Origin of the sequence: Simplicispira suum (assembly GCF_003008595.1) — a bacterium.
Lineage (GTDB): Bacteria > Pseudomonadota > Gammaproteobacteria > Burkholderiales > Burkholderiaceae_C > Simplicispira > Simplicispira suum.
Genome location: NZ_CP027669.1, coordinates 185,592 through 206,640 on the forward strand (window position 1 = coordinate 185,592; position 21,049 = coordinate 206,640).

The following is a 21,049-nucleotide window of genomic DNA, read 5'->3' on the forward strand; positions in this document are numbered from 1 at the left end:
GGCCTGGCGCGCCGGGCTCCCACCCTGCCGGGGCGGGCCATCGGCTACCCTCTGATGCAATTTCTTTTTTTCGCAGGATCCAGGCATGCCCTTTACCGCAAAACACCTCGCCACCGAGCCCAGCCGCGCCGAAATCGACGCCCTGGCCGACCCCACCGTGCTGGAATTTGGCACACCCTGGTGCAGCCACTGCCAGGCGGCGCAGCCGCTGATCGAGCAGGCGCTGCAAGACCATCCCGAAATCGCGCACACAAAGGTGGAAGACGGCAAAGGCCGGCCGCTGGGCCGCAGCTATGGCGTCAAGCTCTGGCCCACGCTGGTGTTCCTGCGCGGCGGCAACGAGGTGGCCCGCCTGGTGCGGCCCCAGTCGGTCCAGGCCATCGAAGAGGCGCTGGGCGCGCTAAGCCGCTGAGCGCTGGGAAGCACCGCAGTCCAGCTTGCCGCACACAGAGAATTTTGATAAAAAAAGGCCTCTAGCGCTTTATCCATAAGCGCAAACAGCTATTAAAACAATAGCTTCAGTGAACGGAACCGAGTGCCGGCTGCACGGCGTCCTGCCGAGCGCCGGGCACCGTACGCCGCGCCAGCAAGGCGTACATGGTGGGCACGACGAACACCGTCAGCAGCGTGCCCAGAAGCATGCCCCCGACGATCACCCAGCCGATCTGCGTGCGCGTCTCGGCGCCTGCGCCGCGCGCCAGCGCCAGCGGCAGCGCGCCCAGCACCATGGCGCCGGTGGTCATCAGAATCGGGCGCAAGCGCTGCGCCGACGCCTTCACCAGCGCATCGAGCATCTCCACACCTTGTTCGCGCAACTGGTTGGTGAATTCCACGATCAAGATGCCGTGCTTGGTGATCAAGCCCACCAGGGTGATCAGGCCGATCTGCGAATAGACGTTGAGCGAGCCCCCGCTCCACTGCAGGGCCAGCAGCGCGCCGGTCATCGAGAGCGGTACCGACAAGAGAATCACCAGCGGGTCGACAAAGCTCTCGAACTGCGCGGCCAGCACCAGAAAAATAAAGACCAGTGCGAGCACGAAGACCACGCCCAGCGCACCCTGGGAGCTGCGGAACTCGCGCGAAGTTCCGTTCAGCTCGGTGGTGTAGCCGGGCTGGAGCACCTGCCTGGCGGTCTGGTCCATGAAGGCGAGCGCCTGGCCCAGAGAATAGTCGGGCGAGAGGTTCGCCGTGATGGTGACCGAGCGGCGCTGGCCGAAGTGGTTCAGCTCGCGCGGACTCACGCCTTCACGCACCGTGACCAGGGACGACAAGGGCACCATGGTGTCGCCGCGCCCACGCACGTTGATGGCGTCGATGGCTTGGGGGGTGCTGCGCGCGCTGCCCTCGGTCTGCACAATGACGTCGTACTGTTCGGCGTCCCGCTTGTAGCGCGTCACTGTGCGCCCACCGAGCATGGTTTCGATGGCACGCGCAACCGCATCCACATTCACGCCCAGATCGGCCGCGCGCTCCCGGTTGACGTCCAGGCGCAGCTCGGGTTTGTTGAGGCGCAAGTCCACATCGGGCGAGACAATCCCCGGATTCTTAGCCATCTCGGCCAAGAATTGCCCAGCTACCGCACTGAGTTTTTCATAGCTTTCCGAGGTTTGAATCACATATTCGAGCGGTCGCGAGCGAAACCCCTGGCCGAGCGACGCAGGGGTGATGGGAAAGGCATTCACCCCGGCGAGGCTGGCCAGGCGGGGCTGCATCTCCCGCGCCAGGGCCAAGGTGCTGCGCTCGCGTTTCTCCCAATCCACAGTGCGAAAGATGACGCTGCCCTGCGACACCGTGGGGTTGCCAATGCTGGCGTAAATGCGGTCGAACTCGGGGTAGTCGCGGCCAATTTTTTCCAGCGCCAGCGCGTAGCGGTTGGTGTAGTCCAGGGTCGATCCGTCCGGCGCGTTGACCACGGCCAGGATGGTGCCCCGGTCTTCCAGCGGCGAGAGCTCCTGCTTCATGCGCGGCAATACCAGCGCAATCACCACGGCGCACAGCAGCATCACCCCAATCACGAGCCAACGCGCCTGCAACACCGCAGCGCGCACGCTCCCGGCGGCGCCCACACGCGCCGTCAACACCCAACGCAGCAGGCGTGCGTACGCGTTCGACAGGCCGGTGAGCCAGCGTTCCATGCTGCGGTCGAACCAGTGCGGCTTGGGGTTGTGGCGCAGCAGCAGCGAACACAGCATGGGCGTGAGGGTAAGCGCGACAAAACCCGAGACCACCACGGCGCCGGCCAGCGCCAGCGCAAACTCGACAAACAAACGCCCGGTGCGCCCGGGGGTGAAGGCCAGCGGCGCATAGACCGCCACCAGCGTCAGCGTCATGGCGACGATGGCAAAGCCAATTTCGCGCGCGCCACGAATTGCGGCCGCAAACGGCGCCATGCCCTCCTCGATATGGCGAAAGATGTTCTCCAGCATGACGATGGAATCGTCCACGACCAGACCGATCGCCAGCACCAGCGCCAGGAGCGTCAGGGTGTTGATGGAAAAGCCCGCCAGCTGCATCAGCGCAAAGCTGCCCACCAGGCTCACGGGGATCGTCACCAGAGGAATGATGGACGCACGCAGCGTGCGCAAGAAGACAAAGATGACCACGGCCACCAGCAGCACAGCCTCTGCAATGGTGGTGTAGACGCTCTTGACCGATCGGTCGATGAACACCGAGTTGTCGTTGGCGATATCGATACCGATATCTGCCGGCAGATCGGCCTTGAGAATGGGCAGCATGGCGCGCACGCCAGCCGACAGCTCCAGCGGGTTGGCTGTGGCTTGGCGCACCACGCCGACGGAAATCGCGGAACGGCCGTTGATGCGCACCCGGCTGCGTTCGCTGGCCGGCCCCTCTTCGACTCTGGCCACGTCGGACAGGCGCACGGCAAAACCGTTCGCCCGGCGCAGCACGATGGCACCGAACTGCTCGGGCCGCTGCAAGTCGGTCTGCGAGGTGACGCTGAATTCGCGCTGGTCCGATTCAATCCGCCCGGCGGGCAACTCCAGGTTGGCGCGGCGGATGGCGTCCTCCACGTCCTGCGTCGTCAGCCCGTAAGCGGCCAGGCGCTGCGGGTCCAGCCACACCCGCATGGCGTACCGCCGCTCGCCATAAATGGGCACATCGGCCACGCCAGTCACCGTCTGCAGGCGCGGCTTGACGATGCGGTTGAGCAGCTCGTTGATCTCCAGCGGGCTGCGCGAATCGCTGCTGAAAGCCAGCCACATCACGGGAAATGCGTCGGCCTCGACCTTGGCAATGACCGGCTCGTCCACTGCGTCCGGCAGGCGGTTGCGCACCCGTGCGGTGCGGTCACGGACCTCTGCCGCCGCGTTGTCGGCGTCTTTTTCCAAGCGGAAACGCACGCTGATCTGGCTTTGTTCGGCGCGGCTGATCGAGGTGATCACATCCACCGCATCGATTCCGGCAATGGAATCTTCCAGCGGTTTGGTGACCTGCGACTCCATCACCTCAGCAGACGCGCCCGCGTAGTTGACGCGCACGGTGACCACGGGCTCGTCGATCTTGGGGTATTCGCGCACCGACAGGCGCGTGAAGCTGACAGCGCCGACAAGCAGCACCAGCAGCGAGAGCACGGTGGCCAGCACCGGCCGGCGGATGGACATTTCAGCAATTTGCATGGCGAAGGCTCAGCGACTGGCGGCGCGCTCTGCCGGACGGGCGGCGGCATCGGCCACGCGGACCCGTGTGGCGTCCTTCTGCAACCGCTGCTGGCCGGCGGTGACCACCACATCGCCCACCGCCAGGCCCTGCGTCACTTCGACAAAACCGTCGCCGCGCAGCCCGAGCACCACCGGCACGCGCTGTGCCACGCTGCTGCCGTCGGCAGCCGCCACCAGCTTGAACACGATGGCGCCTTCGCTCTGCGGAACAATGGCTTCCTCGGGCACGACCAAGGCGCCGCTGCGCCGCGCCAGCTCCAGCGACACGCGCGCAAACATGCCCGGGCGCAGGCGCAGCGCCGGGTTTGCGAGGCTCGCGCGCACCGCCAGTGAGCGGCCATTGGCGTCGATCTGGGGGTCCAGCGCGCGCACTTCTGCCGTGAATTGCGCTCCAGGAAGCGCATCCAGCGCCAAGGCCACACTCTGGCCCACTCGCACCAGGCTCTGGTAACGCTCGGGCAGGCGAAAGTCGACCAGCATGGTGTCCATGTCTTCGATGTTGACGATGTCGGCGCCGTCCTTGATGTATTCGCCGACGCTCAACTGTCCAATGCCGGCAATGCCGTCAAACGGCGCCAGGATGCGCAAGCGCGCCGCAGTGGCCTCGGCCAGCGCCAGCTTGGCCTGCGCCACCTGCACGCTGGCGGCGCTCTCATCGAGTGCGCGCTGGCTGACAAAGCCTTGTGCCACCAGCTCGCGGTTGCGCTTGTCATTGGCCCGGGCGATGGACAATTCGGCCTGGGCCTGCGCCACTTGCGCGCGCGGCAATTGGTCGTCGAGCTGCACCAGCAAGGCGCCTTTGTGCACGCGTTGGCCATCGGAAAAGCCCAATTTCACAATCCGTCCGCTGATCTCGGGCCGCAGAACCACGCTGCGGCGCGAGCGCAGGCTGCCTACGGCCTGCACGGTTTGGGCCAGATCGCGCTGTTGCACTGCGGCTGTTTCCACGCTGGCTGGTTTGGCCTGCCCCCCTGACGCAGCTGCGGCGGTGGGCCGCGCGGCGGTGTCTGGTGAAGCGGGCGCAGGTCGCTGCAGCCACCAGGCCGCGAAAACGGCAACGGCCAGTGCGCTACCTGCAGTCGCAAAATGCATCGTTCTGGAAGCCATGGAAGATAGACCCTGGAAAGCGCCTCTAAAAAACAGCTTTTGAATGTAGCAGTGCACTTGCTGATCTGCTGACACAAAGGCTTCTTTCCTGGGCACTATCGCCCAGCTTTACTCCCCATTTACCTGGCTCTGCCCAAGGCGTGCTCAACACCGCGGTTGGCCAGCGCGTCGGCATGCTCGTTGCCAGGGTCTCCCGAATGCCCCTTGACCCAGCGCCAGTCAATGCGGTGGCCGGCTCCGTTGACCAGCGCGTCGAGCCGCTGCCACAGCTCTACGTTTTTTACTGGCTGTTTGGCGGCGGTCCGCCAGCCGCGCGCCTTCCAACCGTGAATCCATTCGGTGATGCCCTTGCGCACATATTCGCTGTCGAGGTACAGAACGACCGCGCAGGGGCGCTTGAGCGCAGCCAGGGCCTCAATGACTGCCATCAGTTCCATGCGGTTGTTGGTGGTGGAGAGTTCACCGCCAAACAGCTCTTTCTCGGTGGTGCCAGAACGCAGCACGGCGCCCCAGCCTCCGGGGCCTGGATTTCCCTTGCAGGCCCCATCGGTATAAATCACGATCTCGTTCACTCAGTCTTTCCAGTCGATTGAAATGGCGCTGCGCTGCGGTTGGCTACGGGCACTTGCGTGCGCGCGCGCTGCGCACCCGTGCGCCAGGCGGGCTCCAGCAAGCGCATGCCTGCCACGCGCTTGACGGCTACCGCGAAGTACGCAGCGCCAAAAATAGGCCAGCAGCGGGTGCCCACCGGGTCCATCCAGGCAAAGCGGTTGAGCCAGCCTTCGCTGCGCACCGCCGGACGGTAGCAGCCAAATTCCAGGGATTCGAGTTCCAGGCCCAGCAGGCGCAGCCAGTCGCGCAGCCGCCAATGGCCTATGACTTCGCCAACGTCGGGCAGGAACAGCCGGCCATGGCCAAAGCGCTGGCACATACGCGCCCTGCCCTGGCGCAGCGCCCACAGGCTCACCGGGTTGAGGCCGCTGATCACCAGACGCCCTTCAGGCACCAGCACGCGCGCCGCCTCGCGCAGCGCAGCGTGCGGGTCTTCGCTCAGTTCCAGCGTATGGGGCAGCAGCAGCAGGTCAATGCTGCTTTCAGGGAAAGGCAGGGCCACCGGGTCGGCCAGCAGCTCAGGCGCGGCACCTACGCCCAGCAACTCGGGGTAGGCCACGGCCCGCCAGCGGTGCGGCATGCGGTTGGCCTGCAGGCCGTCGAGCAAGGGCATGCCCAATTGCAGGCCGTGGTAGCCGAAGGCATCCACCACCGCCTCGTCGTAGCGCGCTTGCTCCCATTCCAGCAGGTAGCGGCCGGGGGGCGAGTCAAACCACTGGTGCAAACCTATAATTTGTGCGGTCATGAAGTTATTAGCAGTCCCCGCGTTCTCCGACAACTACCTGTGGCTACTACACGACACGCGCCACGCCATCGTGGTGGACCCGGGGCAGGCAGCGCCGATTCTGGAATGCCTGCAGGAGCATCGGCTGGCGTTGCAAACCATTCTAGTCACCCACCACCATGCCGATCATGTCGGCGGCGTGGCGCAACTGCGCGAAACCACCGGCGCGCGCGTGGTGGGCCCAGCCACCGAACGCATTCCCGAACCCTTTGAGCCGCTGCGCCAGGGCGATACGGTGGATGCCCTGGGACTGCATTTTTCCGTCATCGACGTGCCTGGCCACACCGCTGGCCATATTGCCTACTACGCCGAATGTCCGGATGCGGCTCCATTGCTTTTTTGCGGCGACACGCTGTTCTCGGGTGGCTGTGGCCGCTTGTTTGAAGGCACGCCAGCGCAAATGCTGGCGTCGCTGGGCCGCCTGGCCGCCTTGCCGGGCGACACCCGCGTGTGCTGCGCCCATGAATACACGCTCGCCAACCTGCGTTTTGCCCGTGCCGTCGAACCCGAAAATGCTGCTCTGCAAGCTTACAGCGCGGCCTGTGAGAAGCTGCGTGCACAGAATCTGCCGACGCTGCCATCGACGATCGCCAAGGAACGCGCGATCAACCCGTTTTTGCGCAGCCGTGAACGCGCGGTCATTGCCAGCGTTCTGGCGCATGCACCCATGACCAATCCCCACGACGAGGTTGCCGTCTTTGCGGCCCTTCGCGAATGGAAAAATACGTTTTGAAGAAATTTTTATATTGGGCCTGTCTGGCCGGTTCGCTCGTACTCAGCGGCTGCGCAAACCAGATCAGTGCTCCGTCGCAGGCAAGCGACACACAAGCCGCGACGCCAACTACGGCGCCGCCGCACACGCCGCTCTATCCACAAGGCCCGCTGCAGCCCATCACAACGGCCCAGACCAGCCCTCACGCTGTTGCGCCGCTGTTTGCTCCCTCTGATCTGTGGGATCGCATTCGGCGCGGCTTTGCCATGCCCGACCTCGAAGGCGATCTGGTACGCGACCGGGAGCAGTGGTACGCCAGCCGGCCGGAGTACATGCAGCGCATGACCGAGCGCTCGCGCAAATACCTTTTCCACATCGTCGAGGAGCTGGAGCGCCGCGGCATGCCCACCGAACTGGCGCTGCTGCCCTACATCGAGAGCGCCTTCAACCCACAGGCCGTGTCGTCGGCGAAAGCCGCCGGCATGTGGCAGTTCATGCCCGCCACCGGGGAGTATTTCGAGCTCAAGCAGAACGCATTTCGCGATGACCGGCGCGACGTGCTGGCTTCCACCCGCGCCGCGCTCGACTATCTGCAAAAACTCTACACCATGTTTGGCGACTGGCACCTGGCGCTGGCCGCCTACAACTGGGGCGAAGGCAGCGTGGGCCGGGCCATCGCACGCAACCAGAAGGCCGGGCTGCCCACGGGCTACAACGACCTGACCATGCCGGCAGAGACCCGCCTCTACGTGCCCAAGTTGCAAGCAGTGAAGAACATTGTGGCCAATCCCAAGCGCTTTGCCGCCGAATTGCCGCTGATTGAAAACCACCCTTATTTCGAGATGGTAGACATCTCGCGCGACATCGACGTGGCGCTCGCCGCCCGCTTTGCCGGCGTGCGGGAGGAAGATTTCAAGGAGTTGAATCCCTCGCTGCACCGGCCCGTGATTCTGGCAGCCGGCACGCCACAGATCCTGCTGCCCTGGGACAACGCCAAGGCGTTTGAGCGCAATTTTCAGGCCTACACCCAGGGCCAGTACGCCAGCTGGACGGTGTGGACCCTTCCCTCCACCATGAGCGTTGCGGAAGCAGCGCGCACCACGGGCATGGACGAGCGCGACTTGCGCAGCGTCAACGGTATTCCGCCCCATATGCGCATCAAGGCGGGCTCGGCGCTGTTGGTGCCGCGCTCGGCCACCACCCGCGCGGACGTGGCTTCCAAGGTCGCTGACAACGGCCAGATCGCGTTCACTCCCGACGTCGTGACGCGGCGCACCACCGTGAAGGCGGGGCGGCGCGACAGCGTCACCAGCATTGCCCGGCGCTACCACGTCACCACGGCCGACGTGGCCGCGTGGAACGACGTGAAATCCCATGCAAACTTCGCGGCCGGATCCAGCATCGTCCTGTATTTGCCGGTGCGCACGTCAAGCGCCAGAGGCGCAACGCGCGCAAGCCCCGGCAAGCGCGCGGCGGGAAAATCAGTCAAACACTCGCGCGGCGGCAAACCCTCCAAGTCAAAGCGCAAGTAATTCCATTTCCAAATCATTGGTGGCGCGAAGATGAGCCGCAGACCTTGCTGTAGCAAGGCAGGGGGAAGTCGACAATGTCACGGATGATTTAGAAAGGGAATAAGCCGCCAGGGCAGCGCCGAAGCGGGCGCCCAAAGAGCCGACTAAAAGTGCAGCTGGTGCACGCCGATCAGCCCCAGCACCCCGATCACGATCAGATACAGCGCCACGATGGTGCTAAGCAACCTGGGGAATACCAGGATCAGGATGCCGGCCAACAAGGCGACCAGCGGACCGACGCTGAGATTGATATTCATGTTGGAACTCCAGGGGAAAAATCGGTGATCAGCGATAGCCGCTGAACAAAATGGCGATGTTGACGGCCAGCGCCAAGCCCCACACCAGGCTGCGTGCGGTGGCCTTGTCGCCGACATACAGCCCGATGTAGACCACGCGCAAGGCAACGAAAGCAACCGCCAGCCAGTCGAGCCGGCTTTGCGGCGCGCCCAACTGGTGCGCAATGATCACTGCACCGATGAAAAAAGGCAGAGCCTCGAAGCCATTGGCCTGCGCCGCATTGGCACGGGCCGACTCACCTTCTTGCCGGGCCAGCCAGGCACGCGGATTGTGGTTGTCGTAACCGCCGTCAGCACGCCGCTTGCCCACCCCGCTGCGCTTGGCAAGCAGCCCACAGAGAAACGGCAGCAGGGCAGCAACAAGCACGCACCAGTAAGCGATCGTGAACTCAGGAAGTGCAGAAGGGTTCATAAAGAGAGCGGCCAAAGGCAAAGAGTGTGAATGGACCGCCGCATTGTGCCGCCTTCGGCAGCCGCCCGCCGGACGCCAGAAATGCCCGGCAACTCAGCGCCTGTCGGCCAGCGCGTGGGCAATCGTGCCCAGATCGACAAATTCAAGCTCACTGCCCACGGGCACGCCGCGCGCCAGGCGCGTCACCGCCAAGCCATCGCGCCGCAGCGCCTCACTGACGACATGGGCCGTAGCCTCACCCTCGGCAGTGAAATTGGTGGCCAGAATGACTTCCTGCACCACGCCATCGCGTGCCCGATCCAGCAGCGCCTGGATGCCAATGTCGGCCGGGCCGATGCCATCGAGCGGGCTGAGCCGCCCCATCAGCACGAAATACAGCCCACGAAACGCCCCGGTGCGCTCCAGCGCCGCTTGGTCTGCGGGCGTCTCCACCACGCACAGCCGCGTCGCGTCGCGTTCGGGGTCCAGGCACACGGCACACACCTCGGCTTCGGTAAACGTGTGGCAGCGCGCACAGTGGCGCACCTGCTCCACCGCCTGCGCCAAGGCACGCGAAAGCGCCTGCGCCCCATCGCGATCGTGCTGCAGCAAATGAAACGCCATCCGCGCTGCAGACTTCGCCCCGACGCCTGGGAGGCGCCGCAGCGCCTGGATCAGCAGTTCAAGAGATTGCGTAGCGGCCATCAACTAAGCTTTTGGTTTTCACTGTATTTCCACCCCTCCCTCAAGGGCGTAGCGGGCGGGATGAGCTGCTAGGCGCCCGGAGCGCAGGAACCGGAACGTACTTGCGGTACGTGAGGATTCCGAGCACCGCGCAACAACGCAGATCGCCCGCCCGGTAGCCAGTGCACCCCGCCTCAAGGGCGTAGCGAGCGCGCATCAGGCTATGCGCACGGAGCGGAAGAACCGGAACGTACTCCCGGTGCGTGAGGATTCTGAGCACCGCGCAACGACGCATCACGCGCGCCCGATAGCCAGTGCACTAAAAAGGGAACTTCATGCCGGGGGGAAGGCCTGCCGTGAGCTTGCCCATCTTCTCCTGCGACGTCTCCTCCGCCTTGCGCACCGCAGCGTTGAACGCCGCCGCCACCAGGTCTTCCAGCATGTCTTTGTCCTCGGCCAGCAGGCTGGGGTCGATGGTGATGCGCTTGACGTCGTGCTTGCAGGTCATCAACACCTTGACCAGCCCGGCGCCTGCCTCGCCTTCGACTTCGATATCGGCCAGTTCGTCCTGGGCCTTCTTGAGGTTGTCCTGCATGGCCTGGGCCTGTTTCATGAGGCCGGCGAGCTGTCCTTTGTTGAACATGGTGAGATCCTTTTCTGGTCAATGAAATGAATGGGGCAGCTGCGCCGGCTAGAGCGGCCGGATGCTGCCCGGAACAATTTTTGCGCCATGGTCACGCACCATGGCCTGGACGAAGGGGTCATTCATGACGACGGTGCGGGCACGATCCAGCTCGGCATTGTCCTTTGCCGTATTGCGGCGCGCGGGCGTGTCGGTGACCGGCCCGATTTCCACGCTCAGGCGCTCGGCGTGGCCTGCGGCGGCGAGCGCGCTGCGCAGGCGCTCGCGGGTGGCCGGCTGGTTGAGCGATTCGCGCTCCACGCGCAGCAGCCAGTGCCCGCCGTCGCGCGCCAGCAATTGCGACTGGAGCGCCAGTTCCCTTACCAATGCCGTGACCGCGTCGGCTGCGATCAACTGCTGCACCACGCCGTGCCAGGTTTCACCTTCCGGCGTGGGAACCAGTGCGGCTGGGGCGGCGTCGGCGCGCGGCTGCAGGCGCGGGCCGGGCTCGGGGAGTTCGCGCACCGGCACGGTGAGCACGGCGGGCGCTGGCTGTGGGGTGGTGGGTGCCTCCACAGGTGCAGGGGGGGGCGGCTCGGGCGCCGCAGCCACAGGCTCTGCATTCGCTTCTATTTTTGTAGCTGTCAGCGCAGGCGCATCCTGCGCTAGAGGCCTATTTTCATCAAAATTTCTGGTTTCTCGAACGACGGGCGCCTCAGAGGTCGGCGCGGCAAGCGGTTCCGCATGCGAGACGTTTTGTCTGGCCGGCCCAGGCGCTTCAGGCGCTTGAACCGGCAGCGCCGTTTTTTTTTCCGCTCCGCCGGCGGCGGGCTTGAACGCCAGCAGGCGCAGCAGCACCATGGTCAGCGCGGCGTATTCGTCGGGCGCCAGGCCCAGCTCGGTGCGGCCGTGCAGGCACATGCTGTAGAGCAGTTGGGTCTCGTCGGGCGGCAGCAGCGCCGCCAGGCGGGCGGTTTCCTGGGCTTCGGCGTCGTCCTCGCCCGACTGGCGGTGGCCGGGCACGGCTTGCAGCACGGCCATGCGCTGCAGCAGTGCAGCCATGTCTTCCAGCGCTGCCGCAGCCGAGAGACCGTGCAGGCGCAGCGCCTCAGCGGTCTCCACCACGGTGCGGCCGTCGCCGCGCGCCAGGGCGTCGATCAGCTGCGTCACATGCGAGCGGTCCACGCTGCCCAGCATCTGGCGCACCGGGGCTTCCTCAATGCGGCCGCTGCCGAAGGCAATGGCCTGATCGGTCAGCGAGAGCGCGTCGCGCATGGAGCCGCGCGCAGCTTTGGCCAGTTGGCGCAGCGCGGCCGGCTCGGCTTCGATCTGCTCTTGTGCGAGCACCTGGACGAGATGCTCCTGAACGGTGTCGGGCGCCATGGGGCGCAGGTTGAACTGGAGGCAGCGCGAGAGCACCGTCACCGGCACTTTTTGCGGGTCGGTGGTGGCGAGAACGAATTTGAGGTATTCGGGCGGCTCCTCCAGCGTCTTGAGCATGGCGTTGAACGCCGTGGTCGTGAGCATGTGGACCTCGTCGATCATGAAGACCTTGAAGCGCCCCTGTACCGGTTTGTAGACCGCTTGTTCGAGCAGGCTTTGCACCTCATCGACGCCGCGGTTCGACGCAGCATCGAGTTCTGTGTAATCGACAAAGCGGCCGGCGTCGATGGCCGTACACGCTGCACAGACCCCGCAGGGCGTGGCCGTGATGCCGCCCTGCCCGTCCACGCCCTGGCAATTGAGGGACTTGGCCAGAATGCGCGAGACCGTGGTCTTGCCGACGCCGCGCGTGCCGGTGAACAAATAAGCGTGGTGCAGCCGCTGCTGGGTGAGCGCATTGGTCAGCGCCTGCACCACGTGCTGCTGACCCACCATTTCGGTGAAATTGCGCGGACGGTACTTGCGGGCGAGCACGAGGTAGGACATGTGGCAGGATTCTATGTGGCTGCGGCGGCCTCGCCCTATCGCCCTTGGGTTATCGCCTTCATGAACGCTTCATCTTGCACTGCGAATATCGGACCCCGTTGCACACAGAAAGCCACCCATGACCTCCAACGCTCTGGCCCATCACTACAACCGCTGGTCGATTGCCCTGCACTGGCTGATGGCCGTGCTGCTCGTCGCCACGGCCACCACCATGGAGCTGAAGGGGATTTACCCCAAAGGCAGCGCTGGACGCAGTCTGCTCATGTCGGTCCACTACGCCCTCGGCCTGTCCGTTTTTGCCTTGGTGTGGCTGCGGCTGCTGGCGCGCGCGCTGGGCCCCACCCCGGCTATCGCGCCGCCGCCGCCCGCCTGGCAGGTTCTGCTGGCCCATCTGGTGCACCTGGCGCTGTACGCGCTGATGATCGGCCTGCCGTTCCTGGGCTGGATGGCACTCAGTGCCAAGGGCGCACCGGTTGCCTTGCCCGGCGGGATGGGTCTGCCGATGCTGCCCATCAGTGAAAGCAAGGAAACGGCGCGCTGGTTCAAAGACCTGCACGAGGCCGGCGCCACAGTGGGCTATGTGCTGGTCGGCCTGCATGCCGCTGCCGCCCTGTTCCACCACTATGTGCAGCGCGACAACACCGTGCTGCGCATGCTGCCGGGTGCGCGCTGAAGCGCACGCGGCGCGTCGCATACAATCATTGGTGACGGGCCTCCCCGCATGGTGAAGCGGCCAACCGGGTCAGGTGGGGAACCAAGCAGCCCTAACTGTGGAGCCAGTGCCGGGGGTAAGGCTCGTCAACTTCTTTTCGCCAGTCGTCATTTGCTGAACGCCTGGCCAGCCGCCTTCTTTCCTTTTTTCAATGCCGCTTGCGGCGCCCCTTTGGGGCCACAGCGGCGCTGTTTGCCGCCCCCTTCTTGCTGCCCAGGCTCGATTCCGTTCCTTTGATCAGGCGGGCAATATTTTCCTTGTGCCGCCAGGCCAGCAGACTCGACATCACCACAATGGCCGCAGCAATGCTGCGCTCGGTGTCCCAGACCACGCCACCCACCAACACGTAGTACACCGGAGCAAACAGGGCGCTGGCCAGCGAAGCCAGCGACGAATAGCGAAAGAAAAACGCCACGATCAGCCAGGTGGCTCCAGTGGCCAGCCCCAGCCAGAGACTGAAACCCACGAGCACACCCAGCGCCGTGGCCACGCCTTTGCCACCCTGAAAGCGGAAAAATATCGGCCACAAGTGGCCCACAAAAGCCGCCAGGCCCACCAGCGCCTGCGTTCCGTCTTCCAGCCCATACGGCGCACCGTACCAACGCACCAGCACCACCGGGAGCCAGCCCTTGGCAGCGTCAAGCAGCAGCGTCACGATGGCGGCGACCTTGCTGCCCGAGCGCAGCACATTGGTGGCGCCGGGGTTCTTGCTGCCAAAGGTGCGCGGATCGGCCAGGCCCATGGCGCGGCTGACGACCACGGCAAACGAGAGCGAGCCGAGCAGGTAGGCGGCAAGCACCGCAGCAAAGCTATAGGCAACAGGCACGAAGAGCACTCCCAAAACAGTCAAAACGAGGATCAGCCGCTGATGGCGCCGCGGCGCGCCATTCTGCCAGCGACGCCATATCCCCTTGCTGCGGCTACTCCAGCGCGCACTGCACCGGCCGGGCGCCCAGCAGTCGCACGCAGACCTGCGGATCGATCTGCACCAGGAATCCGCGCCGCCCGCCGTTGATGGCAATGCGCGGCAGCGCGAGGATGCTTTCTTCAATAAAAACCGGCATTTCGCGGCGCGTGCCAAAGGGCGAGGTGCCGCCCACCAGGTAGCCGCTGTGGCGGTTGGCGACCTCGGGTGTGCAGGGCTCCACCGACTTGGCACCGATCTGGCGTGCCAGGTTCTTGGTGGAGACTGTGCGGTTGCCGTGCATCAGCACCAGCAGGGGTTTGGCGTCCTGGTCCTGCATGACCAAGGTCTTGACCACGGCGTACGGGTCCAGCCCCAGCACCGCCGCGCTGTGCTGGGCGCCACCGTGCTCCAGGTACTCGTAGGGGTGGCTGGTGAACGCCACGCCGTGCGCACGCAGCATCTGTGTCGCGGGGGTTTCGCTGACGTGCGCGGCCTTTTTGTCCTTCTTTGCCATATTGAAAATGATAGCTGCAAGCGTTTACTGGATAAACGCCAGGAGCCATTTTTTGCCTTAAATCGCCGGGTCGCCCGTTTCCCAACGCAAGGTATCAATCGCTGTCAGCAGCTCCGGGCTGAGCGTGGTGCCAAAAGCGGCGATGTCTTCGTCAAGTTGCGCCATCGAGGTCACGCCAATGATGGTGCTGGCGACCTGCCACTTGGTATAGCAAAACGCCAGCGCCATCTGCGTGGGGCTCAATCCGTGGTCGCGCGCCAGCTGGTTGTAGCGGCGCGCGGCCGTCAGCGCCTCGGGGCGGCCCCAGCGCTGCTTGCGCACGCTGGCGTAGCTGGCCATGCGCGCACCGGCGGGTGCATTCGGACCCTCCGTGCCGCTGGCGTCGTACTTGCCGGTGAGCAGGCCAAAGCCCAGTGGCGAGTAGGCCAGCAGGCCCACATCGAGGCGGTGGCAGGTTTCGTCCAGCGCGTTCTCGTAGCTGCGATTGATCAGGCAGTACGGGTTCTGCACGCTCACCACGCGCGGCAGGCCATGCTGCTCGGCCAGCCGGACGAATTCGTGCACGCCATAGGGTGATTCGTTCGACAAGCCGATATGGCGCACTTTGCCCGCACGCACCAGGCCGGCCAAAGCATCCAGCTGCTCATGAATAGGCGTTTGCGAGGTCTCTTTGGCCGGGTCGTAGTACTTGATGCCAAACACCGGCACGTGGCGCTCGGGCCAGTGGATCTGGTAGAGGTCGATGACGTCGGTCTGCAGTCGCCGCAGACTCGCTTCGCAAGACGCGACGATGTCGGCCGGCGTCATGCCCTGCCCTGCACGCACCCAGGGCATGCCGCGCGACGGCCCGGCCACCTTGGTGGCCAGCACCGTCTTGGCACGCAGCCCAGGGCGGGATGCAAACCAGTTGCCCAGAATGGCTTCGGTGGCACCAAAGGTCTCGGCACGCGCCGGCACGGCGTACATCTCGGCCGTATCGATGAAGTTGATGCCGCGCTCTGCCGCGCGGTCGAGCATGGCGTGGGCCGAGGCCTCGTCCACCTGTTCGCCGAAGGTCATGGTGCCCAGGCAGATGGGAGTGACGTGCAGGTCGCTTTGGCCGAGGGGGAGTGTTTTCATGCGTTGCGGGGGCTTGTCAAAGGTTGGCGCTGCAGTTTACGGGCGCAGGCGCAATCGTGCAGGCGAGCCAACGCACAGGGATTTGTCGCCGCCAGGACAAGCCCCCACCGCAAGCCATGAATAATTGGCGGATGTATTCAGAACGCTTTCCCGCCCGCACCGAAGTCGTGCGCATCCGCTCACTCGACTACCACGTCTGGCGCTGGGGCGCGCTGCAGAGTGACGCTCCGCCCCTTGTTTTGGTCCATGGCTGGATGGACGTGGGCGCTTCCTACCAGTTCATGGTCGACGCCCTGCCCGAGGCCTTTGTGCAAGGCCGGACCATCCTCGCGCCCGATTGGCGCGGCTTCGGCCTGACCAAACCACCGGTGCCAACAGACCACTACGCTTTTGCCGATTACCTGGCCGACCTGGACCAGTTGCTGGACCACTACGCCGGCGAGCGCCCGGTGGATCTGGTGGGCCACAGCATGGGCGGCAACATTGCCATGATGTACGCGGGCGTTCGCGCAACGCGGGTGCGGCGCCTGGTGAATCTGGAGGGCTTTGGCCTGCCCGCCTCCCAGCCCGAGTCTGCGGTGCGCCGCTACGGCGAATGGATGGACGAAATCCGCCAGCTCGAACGCGGCGAGATGGCACTCAAAAGCTACGAAGGCCTGAACGGCGTGGCGCGGCGGCTCATGAAGACCAACCCGCGCCTCTCGCAGGACAAAGCCGAATGGCTGGCGCAGCATTGGGCCGCGCCGGACGCGTCAGGCCGCTGGGCCATCCTGGGCGACGCAGCCCACAAGGTCAAAAGCGCGCAACTCTACCGGGTGGACGAAGTGCAGGCACTCTACGCCGCCATCGCCGCGCCCACGCTGGCGGTGGAAGCCAGTGGCGACAGCCTGGGCCAGTGGTGGCAGGGCCGCTACACACTGGCGCAGTATCACGAGCGCCTGAAAGCCGTGGCGAACTGCCGCACCGCCGTCATCGAGGACGCAGGCCACATGCTGCACCACGACCAGCCCGAGGTACTGGCCAAGCTGGTCGAAGCGTTCCTAAGCGACTGAAACCAGCAAAATTTTGATGAAAAAAGGCTTCCAGCGCTTATCCAGAAAGCGCCAGATGCTATCAAAACAGGAATTGGGGAGTTGTCACGCCGCTCGAACGGCGTCGGCCAGACGCTCTGCGCAGCGGCTTGCCTGGGCAGCGTCGCGGGCCTCCACCATCACCCGCAATACCGGCTCGGTGCCGCTGGCGCGAATCAACACGCGGCCCAGTGCGCCCAGTTCGGCCTGCACGGTTTCGGTTTCCCGCGCCAGGTGCGCGTTGCTGCGCCAGTCGCTTCCCGGCGCCAAGCGCACGTTGAGCAGCACCTGGGGGAACAACACCACTTCTTCCATCAGCTGAGCCAAAGTGCGGCCACTGCGCACCACGCACTGCAGCACCTGCAAGGCGCTCACCAGACCGTCGCCCGTGGTCTGCTTGTCGAGTGCCAGCAAGTGGCCCGAACCTTCGCCGCCGAGCAACCAGCCCCGCTTGGCCAGCTCTTCCAGCACGTAGCGGTCTCCCACCTTGGCGCGCACCAGCTGGACGCCGCGTTCGGCCAGCGCCAGCTCCACCGCCATGTTGGTCATCAGGGTACCCACCACGCCGGGCACGAGTTCGTCGCGACCCATGCGCTCGCGCGCCATGAGGTAGAGCAGCTCGTCGCCGTTGTAGAGGCGTCCGGCGGCGTCCACCACCTGCAGGCGGTCGGCGTCACCATCGAGCGCAATACCGTAGTCCGCATGGTTGGCGCGCACCGCCAGCACCAGTGCGTCGGGGTGCGTGGCGCCCACTTCGTGGTTGATGTTGATGCCGTCGGGCGCGCAGCCCATGGCAATCACGTCAGCGCCCAGCTCATGAAACACCTTGGGCGCCACCTGGTAGGCCGCGCCGTGGGCGGCGTCCACCACGATTTTCAGCCCCTTGAGCGTCAGATCGTGCGCATAGGTGCTCTTGCAAAATTCGATGTAGCGCCCAGCGGCATCGTCCAGTCGGCGCGCCTTGCCAAGCGAGGCCGAATCGGCCCACACGGGCGCTTCGGCCAGCGCTTCTTCCACGGCGATCTCCCAGTTGTCGCTCAGCTTGCTGCCCTGCGCGCTGAAAAACTTGATGCCGTTGTCCGGAAACGGATTGTGGCTGGCGCTGATGACCACGCCCAGGCTCGCGCGCTGGGCGCGCGTCAGATAGGCAACCCCCGGCGTCGGCAGCGGACCAAGCAAAACCACATCGACGCCGGCCGAATTGAAGCCCGATTCGAGCGCGCTCTCGAGCATGTAGCCCGAAATCCGCGTGTCCTTGCCGATCAGAACCGTGGGGCGCGCTTCACTGCGCTTGAGCACGCGGCCCACCGCATGGCCCAGCCGAAGAATGAAGTCGGGGGTGATCGGAGACACCCCCACCGTTCCGCGAATGCCGTCGGTGCCGAAATACTGTCTCTGCATGCTGTTCCTCTCAAATATTCTTTTCTTCTGAACGGCTCGATGCGGCTCAATTCACCGGGTTGCTGGCCGCCTGCCAGACGCTCAGGGCCTGTACGGTTTCGGCTACGTCGTGCACGCGCACCACGCGTGCCCCACGCTCTACCGCAAGCAGCGCCGCCGCAATGCTGGGAATGATGCGGGAGCCAACTTCCAGGCCGCTGACAGCCCCCAGTGGCGATTTGCGGGACCAAGCCGCCACCACCGGATAGCCGGCACACAGCAACTCCTGCTGGCGCCTCAGCAGTTCGAAATTCTGGGCCACCGTCTTGCCAAAACCGATGCCGGGGTCCAGCAAAATTCTGGCCTTTTCGACGCCCAGTGCCTGCACCGCTTCGGCACGGTGCCTCAAGAATCCGAGCACTTGCCTCGGAACATCGCCCTCCATGGGCTGCACCTGCATGGTTTGTGGCTCGCGGTGCATGTGCATCAGACAAACGCCGCAGTTGGGGTGTTGGGCCACCACCTGTGCAGCGCCGCTCTGGCGCAGCGCCCACACGTCGTTGATGATGTCAGCGCCCAGATCCAGCACCGCGCGCATCACCTCGGCCTTGTAGGTATCCACCGAAACCGGAACCCCCATGGAAACGACGGCGCGCACCACGGGCAACACGCGGGCAAGTTCGTCGTCCAGCGGCACCGGTGGGCTTCCCGGACGGGTGGATTCACCGCCTATATCGAGCATATCGGCACCGTCTCGCAACAGCACCTCGCAATGGCGCAGGGCGGCTGCGGCGCTTGCGTGCTGCCCACCGTCCGAAAACGAATCAGGCGTGATATTGACAATGCCCATCACCTGCGGGCGGCTGAGGTCGATGGCGAAACGGCTGGTTTGCCAGATCATGGGTGGGGCTGGAGAAGGAGAACGAACAAACGGGGCTTGCGCCCCGTTTGCTTCATTGCAGAAATGCTTGCATCAAGCCGCTGAAGGCGCCGGTTCAGCCGCTACGGCGGGGGTACCGCCGCTGGCGTCGTCGCCCTCGGACGAAGGCGTGCGCGGGGTCCAGTCCTTGGGTGGGCGCGGAGGCTTGCCCGCAATGATGTCGTCGAGTTGATCGGAGTCGATGGTTTCCCATTCGAGCAGGGCCTTGGCCATGGCGTGGATCTTGTCCTGGTTGTCCTCGATCAGTTTGCGTGCCTGGGCGTACTGCTCATCGATGATCTTGCGCACTTCCTGGTCAACCTTCTGCATGGTTGCCTCGCTCATGGTCGTGGTTTTGGTCACCGAGCGGCCCAAAAACACTTCGCCTTCGTTTTCGGCGTAGACCATGGGGCCAAGCGCATCGGTCATGCCGTAGCGAGTGACCATGTCGCGGGCAATCGAGGTCGCGCGCTCGAAGTCGTTGCTGGCACCCGTGGTCATCTGGCCCATGAACACTTCTTCGGCAATGCGGCCGCCAAAGAGCATGCTGATCTGGTTCAGCATGTATTCCTTGTCGTAGCTGTAGCGGTCTTGTGCCGGCAGGCTCATGGTGACGCCCAAAGCCCGACCACGGGGAATGATGGTGACCTTGTGCACCGGGTCGCACTTGGGCAGGAGCTTGCCGATCAGCGCATGGCCCGACTCGTGGTAGGCCGTGTTGCGGCGCTCTTCCTCGGGCATGACCATGCTCTTGCGCTCGGGGCCCATGAGGATCTTGTCCTTGGCACGCTCGAAATCCTGCATCTCGACCGTACGGGCGTTCCGACGTGCGGCCATCAAGGCGGCTTCGTTGCACAGGTTGGCCAGATCGGCGCCGGACATGCCGGGCGTGCCGCGCGCGATGACGCCGGGGTTGACGTCCTGGCTGACCGGAATCTTGCGCATGTGCACGTTGAGGATCTGCTCACGGCCACGAATGTCGGGCAGCGTCACATACACCTGGCGGTCGAAACGGCCGGGGCGCAGCAGCGCAGCATCCAAAATGTCTGGCCGGTTGGTGGCGGCTACCACGATCACACCGAGGTTGGTCTCAAACCCGTCCATCTCGACCAGCATCTGGTTCAAGGTCTGTTCGCGCTCGTCGTTGCCACCGCCCAGGCCCGCGCCCCGCTGGCGGCCGACGGCATCAATTTCATCGATGAAGATGATGCAGGGAGCATTTTTCTTGGCGTTCTCAAACATGTCGCGCACGCGGGCGGCACCGACGCCAACGAACATTTCGACGAAATCAGAGCCGGAAATAGAAAAGAACGGTACCTTGGCTTCACCCGCAATGGACTTGGCAAGCAGCGTCTTGCCGGTGCCCGGAGGGCCTACCAGCAGCAGACCGCGTGGAATGCGGCCGCCGAGCTTTTGAAAGCGCTGCGGGTCTTTCAGGAAATCGACAACTTCCTTGACTTCTTCCTTGGCTTCGTCGCAACCGGCTACGTCGGCAAACGTCACCGTGTTGTTGTTCTCGTCCATCATGCGCGCCTTGCTCTTGCCAAAGCTGAAGGCGCCGCCCTTGCCGCCGCCCTGCATCTGGCGCATGAAGTACACCCACACGCCAATCAAAAGCAGCATGGGACCCCAGCTCACCAGCAGGGTCATCAGCAGCGAGCCTTCTTCACGCGGCTTGACGTCGAACTTGACGTTGTTGTTGATCAGGTCGCCCACCAGACCGCGATCGAGATAGGTGGCGGTGGTGCGGATGCGGCGGTCATCGTTGGTCAGGGCGATGATCTCGGTACCGCCCTGGCCTTCCTGAATGGTCGCGCTCTTGATGCGGTTGCTGCGCACTTCGTCCAGGAATTCGGAGTAGCCCACGTGGCCGGCCGACGCGCTGGCGCGGGTGTCAAATTGTTTGAACACCGTAAACAGCACCATGGCAATAACGAGCCAGACGGCAACTTTTGAAAACCACTGATTGTTCAAGCGGGACTCCAGAGTGGGTGACAGGGCAGATTTGACCCAGATAGAGGCAATTTTAGACTTTTCAAG

General features: G+C 64.5%; 20 protein-coding genes and 1 other RNA gene. 6 read left to right on the forward strand and 15 right to left on the reverse strand.

Annotation, left to right across the window (positions count from 1 at the left end; translation table 11 throughout):
• Positions 1–85: 85 nt before the first annotated feature.
• Entirely contained in the window at positions 86–412 is a 327-nt protein-coding gene (locus tag C6571_RS00900) for a thioredoxin family protein (RefSeq protein ID WP_106445030.1), read from the forward strand.
• A 106-nt stretch (positions 413–518) separates the two neighbouring features.
• On the opposite strand, the gene C6571_RS00905 is transcribed toward C6571_RS00900, so the two are convergent.
• The 4 genes from C6571_RS00905 to C6571_RS00920 all read right to left on the reverse strand — a co-directional run bounded on the left by C6571_RS00905 (position 519) and on the right by C6571_RS00920 (position 6,144).
• The gene (locus C6571_RS00905; RefSeq protein ID WP_106445031.1) at positions 519–3,638 is read right to left on the reverse strand and encodes an efflux RND transporter permease subunit; all 3,120 of its coding nucleotides are present in this window, start codon (positions 3,636–3,638) and stop codon (positions 519–521) included.
• 9 nt (positions 3,639–3,647) lie between these two features.
• Entirely contained in the window at positions 3,648–4,787 is a 1,140-nt protein-coding gene (locus C6571_RS00910; protein ID WP_106445032.1) for an efflux RND transporter periplasmic adaptor subunit, read from the reverse strand.
• A 119-nt stretch (positions 4,788–4,906) separates the two neighbouring features.
• Positions 4,907–5,359, reverse strand: a complete 453-nt coding sequence (rnhA, locus tag C6571_RS00915; RefSeq protein ID WP_106445033.1) for a ribonuclease HI — start codon at positions 5,357–5,359, stop codon at positions 4,907–4,909.
• On the reverse strand, positions 5,356–6,144 hold the full coding sequence (locus C6571_RS00920; protein ID WP_245901344.1) for a class I SAM-dependent methyltransferase: 789 nt from the start codon (positions 6,142–6,144) through the stop codon (positions 5,356–5,358). Before C6571_RS00920 ends, rnhA begins: the two co-directional genes overlap by 4 nt.
• Between C6571_RS00920 and gloB the strand changes: the two genes are divergently transcribed.
• Both gloB and C6571_RS00930 read left to right on the forward strand, forming a co-directional pair.
• Positions 6,143–6,916: a hydroxyacylglutathione hydrolase gene (gene gloB / locus C6571_RS00925; RefSeq protein WP_106445034.1), complete on the forward strand. Its 774-nt coding sequence runs from the start codon at positions 6,143–6,145 to the stop codon at positions 6,914–6,916. The two genes, C6571_RS00920 and gloB, sit on opposite strands and share 2 nt — an antisense overlap.
• The gene (locus C6571_RS00930) at positions 6,913–8,427 is read left to right on the forward strand and encodes a transglycosylase SLT domain-containing protein (protein WP_245901345.1); all 1,515 of its coding nucleotides are present in this window, start codon (positions 6,913–6,915) and stop codon (positions 8,425–8,427) included. The genes gloB and C6571_RS00930 overlap by 4 nt, the downstream gene beginning before the upstream one ends.
• A 143-nt stretch (positions 8,428–8,570) precedes the next feature.
• Here the strand turns inward: C6571_RS00930 and C6571_RS00935 are convergent, their stop codons facing one another.
• The 5 genes from C6571_RS00935 to dnaX form a co-directional block, all read right to left on the reverse strand.
• A complete protein-coding gene (locus tag C6571_RS00935) occupies positions 8,571–8,723 on the reverse strand; it encodes a DUF3096 domain-containing protein (RefSeq protein WP_106445036.1) in 153 nt (50 codons plus the stop codon).
• 28 nt (positions 8,724–8,751) lie between these two features.
• On the reverse strand, positions 8,752–9,174 hold the full coding sequence (locus tag C6571_RS00940; RefSeq protein WP_106445037.1) for an MAPEG family protein: 423 nt from the start codon (positions 9,172–9,174) through the stop codon (positions 8,752–8,754).
• A gap of 93 nt (positions 9,175–9,267) precedes the next feature.
• Entirely contained in the window at positions 9,268–9,858 is a 591-nt protein-coding gene (recR, locus tag C6571_RS00945) for a recombination mediator RecR (RefSeq protein WP_106445038.1), read from the reverse strand.
• A 298-nt stretch (positions 9,859–10,156) separates the two neighbouring features.
• Positions 10,157–10,480 (reverse strand): YbaB/EbfC family nucleoid-associated protein, encoded by a 324-nt coding sequence (locus C6571_RS00950; RefSeq protein WP_106445039.1) that lies wholly within the window; start codon positions 10,478–10,480, stop codon positions 10,157–10,159.
• Between the two features lie 48 nt (positions 10,481–10,528).
• Positions 10,529–12,388: a DNA polymerase III subunit gamma/tau gene (dnaX, locus tag C6571_RS00955; protein ID WP_106445040.1), complete on the reverse strand. Its 1,860-nt coding sequence runs from the start codon at positions 12,386–12,388 to the stop codon at positions 10,529–10,531.
• Between the two features lie 118 nt (positions 12,389–12,506).
• On the opposite strand from dnaX, the gene C6571_RS00960 reads away from it, so the two are divergent.
• Together C6571_RS00960 and ffs are read left to right on the forward strand one after the other, a co-directional pair.
• Positions 12,507–13,061 carry a cytochrome b gene (locus C6571_RS00960; RefSeq protein WP_106445041.1) on the forward strand — a complete coding sequence of 185 codons (555 nt, stop codon included), beginning with the start codon at positions 12,507–12,509 and terminating at the stop codon, positions 13,059–13,061.
• A gap of 33 nt (positions 13,062–13,094) precedes the next feature.
• Positions 13,095–13,191: signal recognition particle sRNA small type (ffs, locus tag C6571_RS00965), an RNA gene on the forward strand.
• A gap of 57 nt (positions 13,192–13,248) precedes the next feature.
• Here the strand turns inward: ffs and plsY are convergent.
• The 3 genes from plsY to C6571_RS00980 all read right to left on the reverse strand — a co-directional run bounded on the left by plsY (position 13,249) and on the right by C6571_RS00980 (position 15,640).
• On the reverse strand, positions 13,249–13,926 hold the full coding sequence (plsY, locus tag C6571_RS00970; RefSeq protein WP_106447957.1) for a glycerol-3-phosphate 1-O-acyltransferase PlsY: 678 nt from the start codon (positions 13,924–13,926) through the stop codon (positions 13,249–13,251).
• Between the two features lie 94 nt (positions 13,927–14,020).
• Positions 14,021–14,521, reverse strand: coding sequence for an aminoacyl-tRNA deacylase (locus C6571_RS00975; protein WP_106445042.1), 501 nt, complete (start codon positions 14,519–14,521; stop codon positions 14,021–14,023).
• Between the two features lie 57 nt (positions 14,522–14,578).
• A complete protein-coding gene (locus C6571_RS00980; RefSeq protein WP_106445043.1) occupies positions 14,579–15,640 on the reverse strand; it encodes an aldo/keto reductase in 1,062 nt (353 codons plus the stop codon).
• 131 nt (positions 15,641–15,771) lie between these two features.
• Here C6571_RS00980 and C6571_RS00985 point away from each other — a divergent pair, with 131 nt between their 5' ends.
• Complete coding sequence (locus tag C6571_RS00985) at positions 15,772–16,692, forward strand: alpha/beta fold hydrolase (protein WP_106445044.1); 921 nt, start codon at positions 15,772–15,774, stop codon at positions 16,690–16,692.
• A gap of 84 nt (positions 16,693–16,776) precedes the next feature.
• On the opposite strand, the gene glmM is transcribed toward C6571_RS00985, so the two are convergent.
• The 3 genes from glmM to ftsH all read right to left on the reverse strand — a co-directional run bounded on the left by glmM (position 16,777) and on the right by ftsH (position 20,983).
• Complete coding sequence (glmM, locus tag C6571_RS00990) at positions 16,777–18,111, reverse strand: phosphoglucosamine mutase (protein ID WP_106445045.1); 1,335 nt, start codon at positions 18,109–18,111, stop codon at positions 16,777–16,779.
• Between the two features lie 46 nt (positions 18,112–18,157).
• Positions 18,158–18,991, reverse strand: coding sequence for a dihydropteroate synthase (gene folP, locus C6571_RS00995; protein ID WP_106445046.1), 834 nt, complete (start codon positions 18,989–18,991; stop codon positions 18,158–18,160).
• Between the two features lie 72 nt (positions 18,992–19,063).
• Positions 19,064–20,983, reverse strand: coding sequence for an ATP-dependent zinc metalloprotease FtsH (gene ftsH / locus C6571_RS01000; protein ID WP_106445047.1), 1,920 nt, complete (start codon positions 20,981–20,983; stop codon positions 19,064–19,066).
• Between the last annotated feature and the right edge of the window lie 66 nt (positions 20,984–21,049).

Bases quoted from the DNA above. Each gene is read 5' to 3' on its own strand.
- C6571_RS00900 (WP_106445030.1), top strand. From the start codon at position 86: ATGCCCTTTACCGCAAAACACCTCGCCACCGAGCCCAGCCGCGCCGAA.
- C6571_RS00905 (WP_106445031.1), bottom strand. From the start codon at position 3,638: ATGCAAATTGCTGAAATGTCCATCCGCCGGCCGGTGCTGGCCACCGTG.
- C6571_RS00910 (WP_106445032.1), bottom strand. From the start codon at position 4,787: ATGGCTTCCAGAACGATGCATTTTGCGACTGCAGGTAGCGCACTGGCC.
- gloB (WP_106445034.1), top strand. From the start codon at position 6,143: ATGAAGTTATTAGCAGTCCCCGCGTTCTCCGACAACTACCTGTGGCTA.
- C6571_RS00920 (WP_245901344.1), bottom strand. From the start codon at position 6,144: ATGACCGCACAAATTATAGGTTTGCACCAGTGGTTTGACTCGCCCCCC.
- C6571_RS00935 (WP_106445036.1), bottom strand. From the start codon at position 8,723: ATGAATATCAATCTCAGCGTCGGTCCGCTGGTCGCCTTGTTGGCCGGC.
- C6571_RS00940 (WP_106445037.1), bottom strand. From the start codon at position 9,174: ATGAACCCTTCTGCACTTCCTGAGTTCACGATCGCTTACTGGTGCGTG.
- recR (WP_106445038.1), bottom strand. From the start codon at position 9,858: ATGGCCGCTACGCAATCTCTTGAACTGCTGATCCAGGCGCTGCGGCGC.
- C6571_RS00950 (WP_106445039.1), bottom strand. From the start codon at position 10,480: ATGTTCAACAAAGGACAGCTCGCCGGCCTCATGAAACAGGCCCAGGCC.
- dnaX (WP_106445040.1), bottom strand. From the start codon at position 12,388: ATGTCCTACCTCGTGCTCGCCCGCAAGTACCGTCCGCGCAATTTCACC.
- C6571_RS00960 (WP_106445041.1), top strand. From the start codon at position 12,507: ATGACCTCCAACGCTCTGGCCCATCACTACAACCGCTGGTCGATTGCC.
- C6571_RS00975 (WP_106445042.1), bottom strand. From the start codon at position 14,521: ATGGCAAAGAAGGACAAAAAGGCCGCGCACGTCAGCGAAACCCCCGCG.
- C6571_RS00980 (WP_106445043.1), bottom strand. From the start codon at position 15,640: ATGAAAACACTCCCCCTCGGCCAAAGCGACCTGCACGTCACTCCCATC.
- C6571_RS00985 (WP_106445044.1), top strand. From the start codon at position 15,772: ATGTATTCAGAACGCTTTCCCGCCCGCACCGAAGTCGTGCGCATCCGC.
- glmM (WP_106445045.1), bottom strand. From the start codon at position 18,111: ATGCAGAGACAGTATTTCGGCACCGACGGCATTCGCGGAACGGTGGGG.
- folP (WP_106445046.1), bottom strand. From the start codon at position 18,991: ATGATCTGGCAAACCAGCCGTTTCGCCATCGACCTCAGCCGCCCGCAG.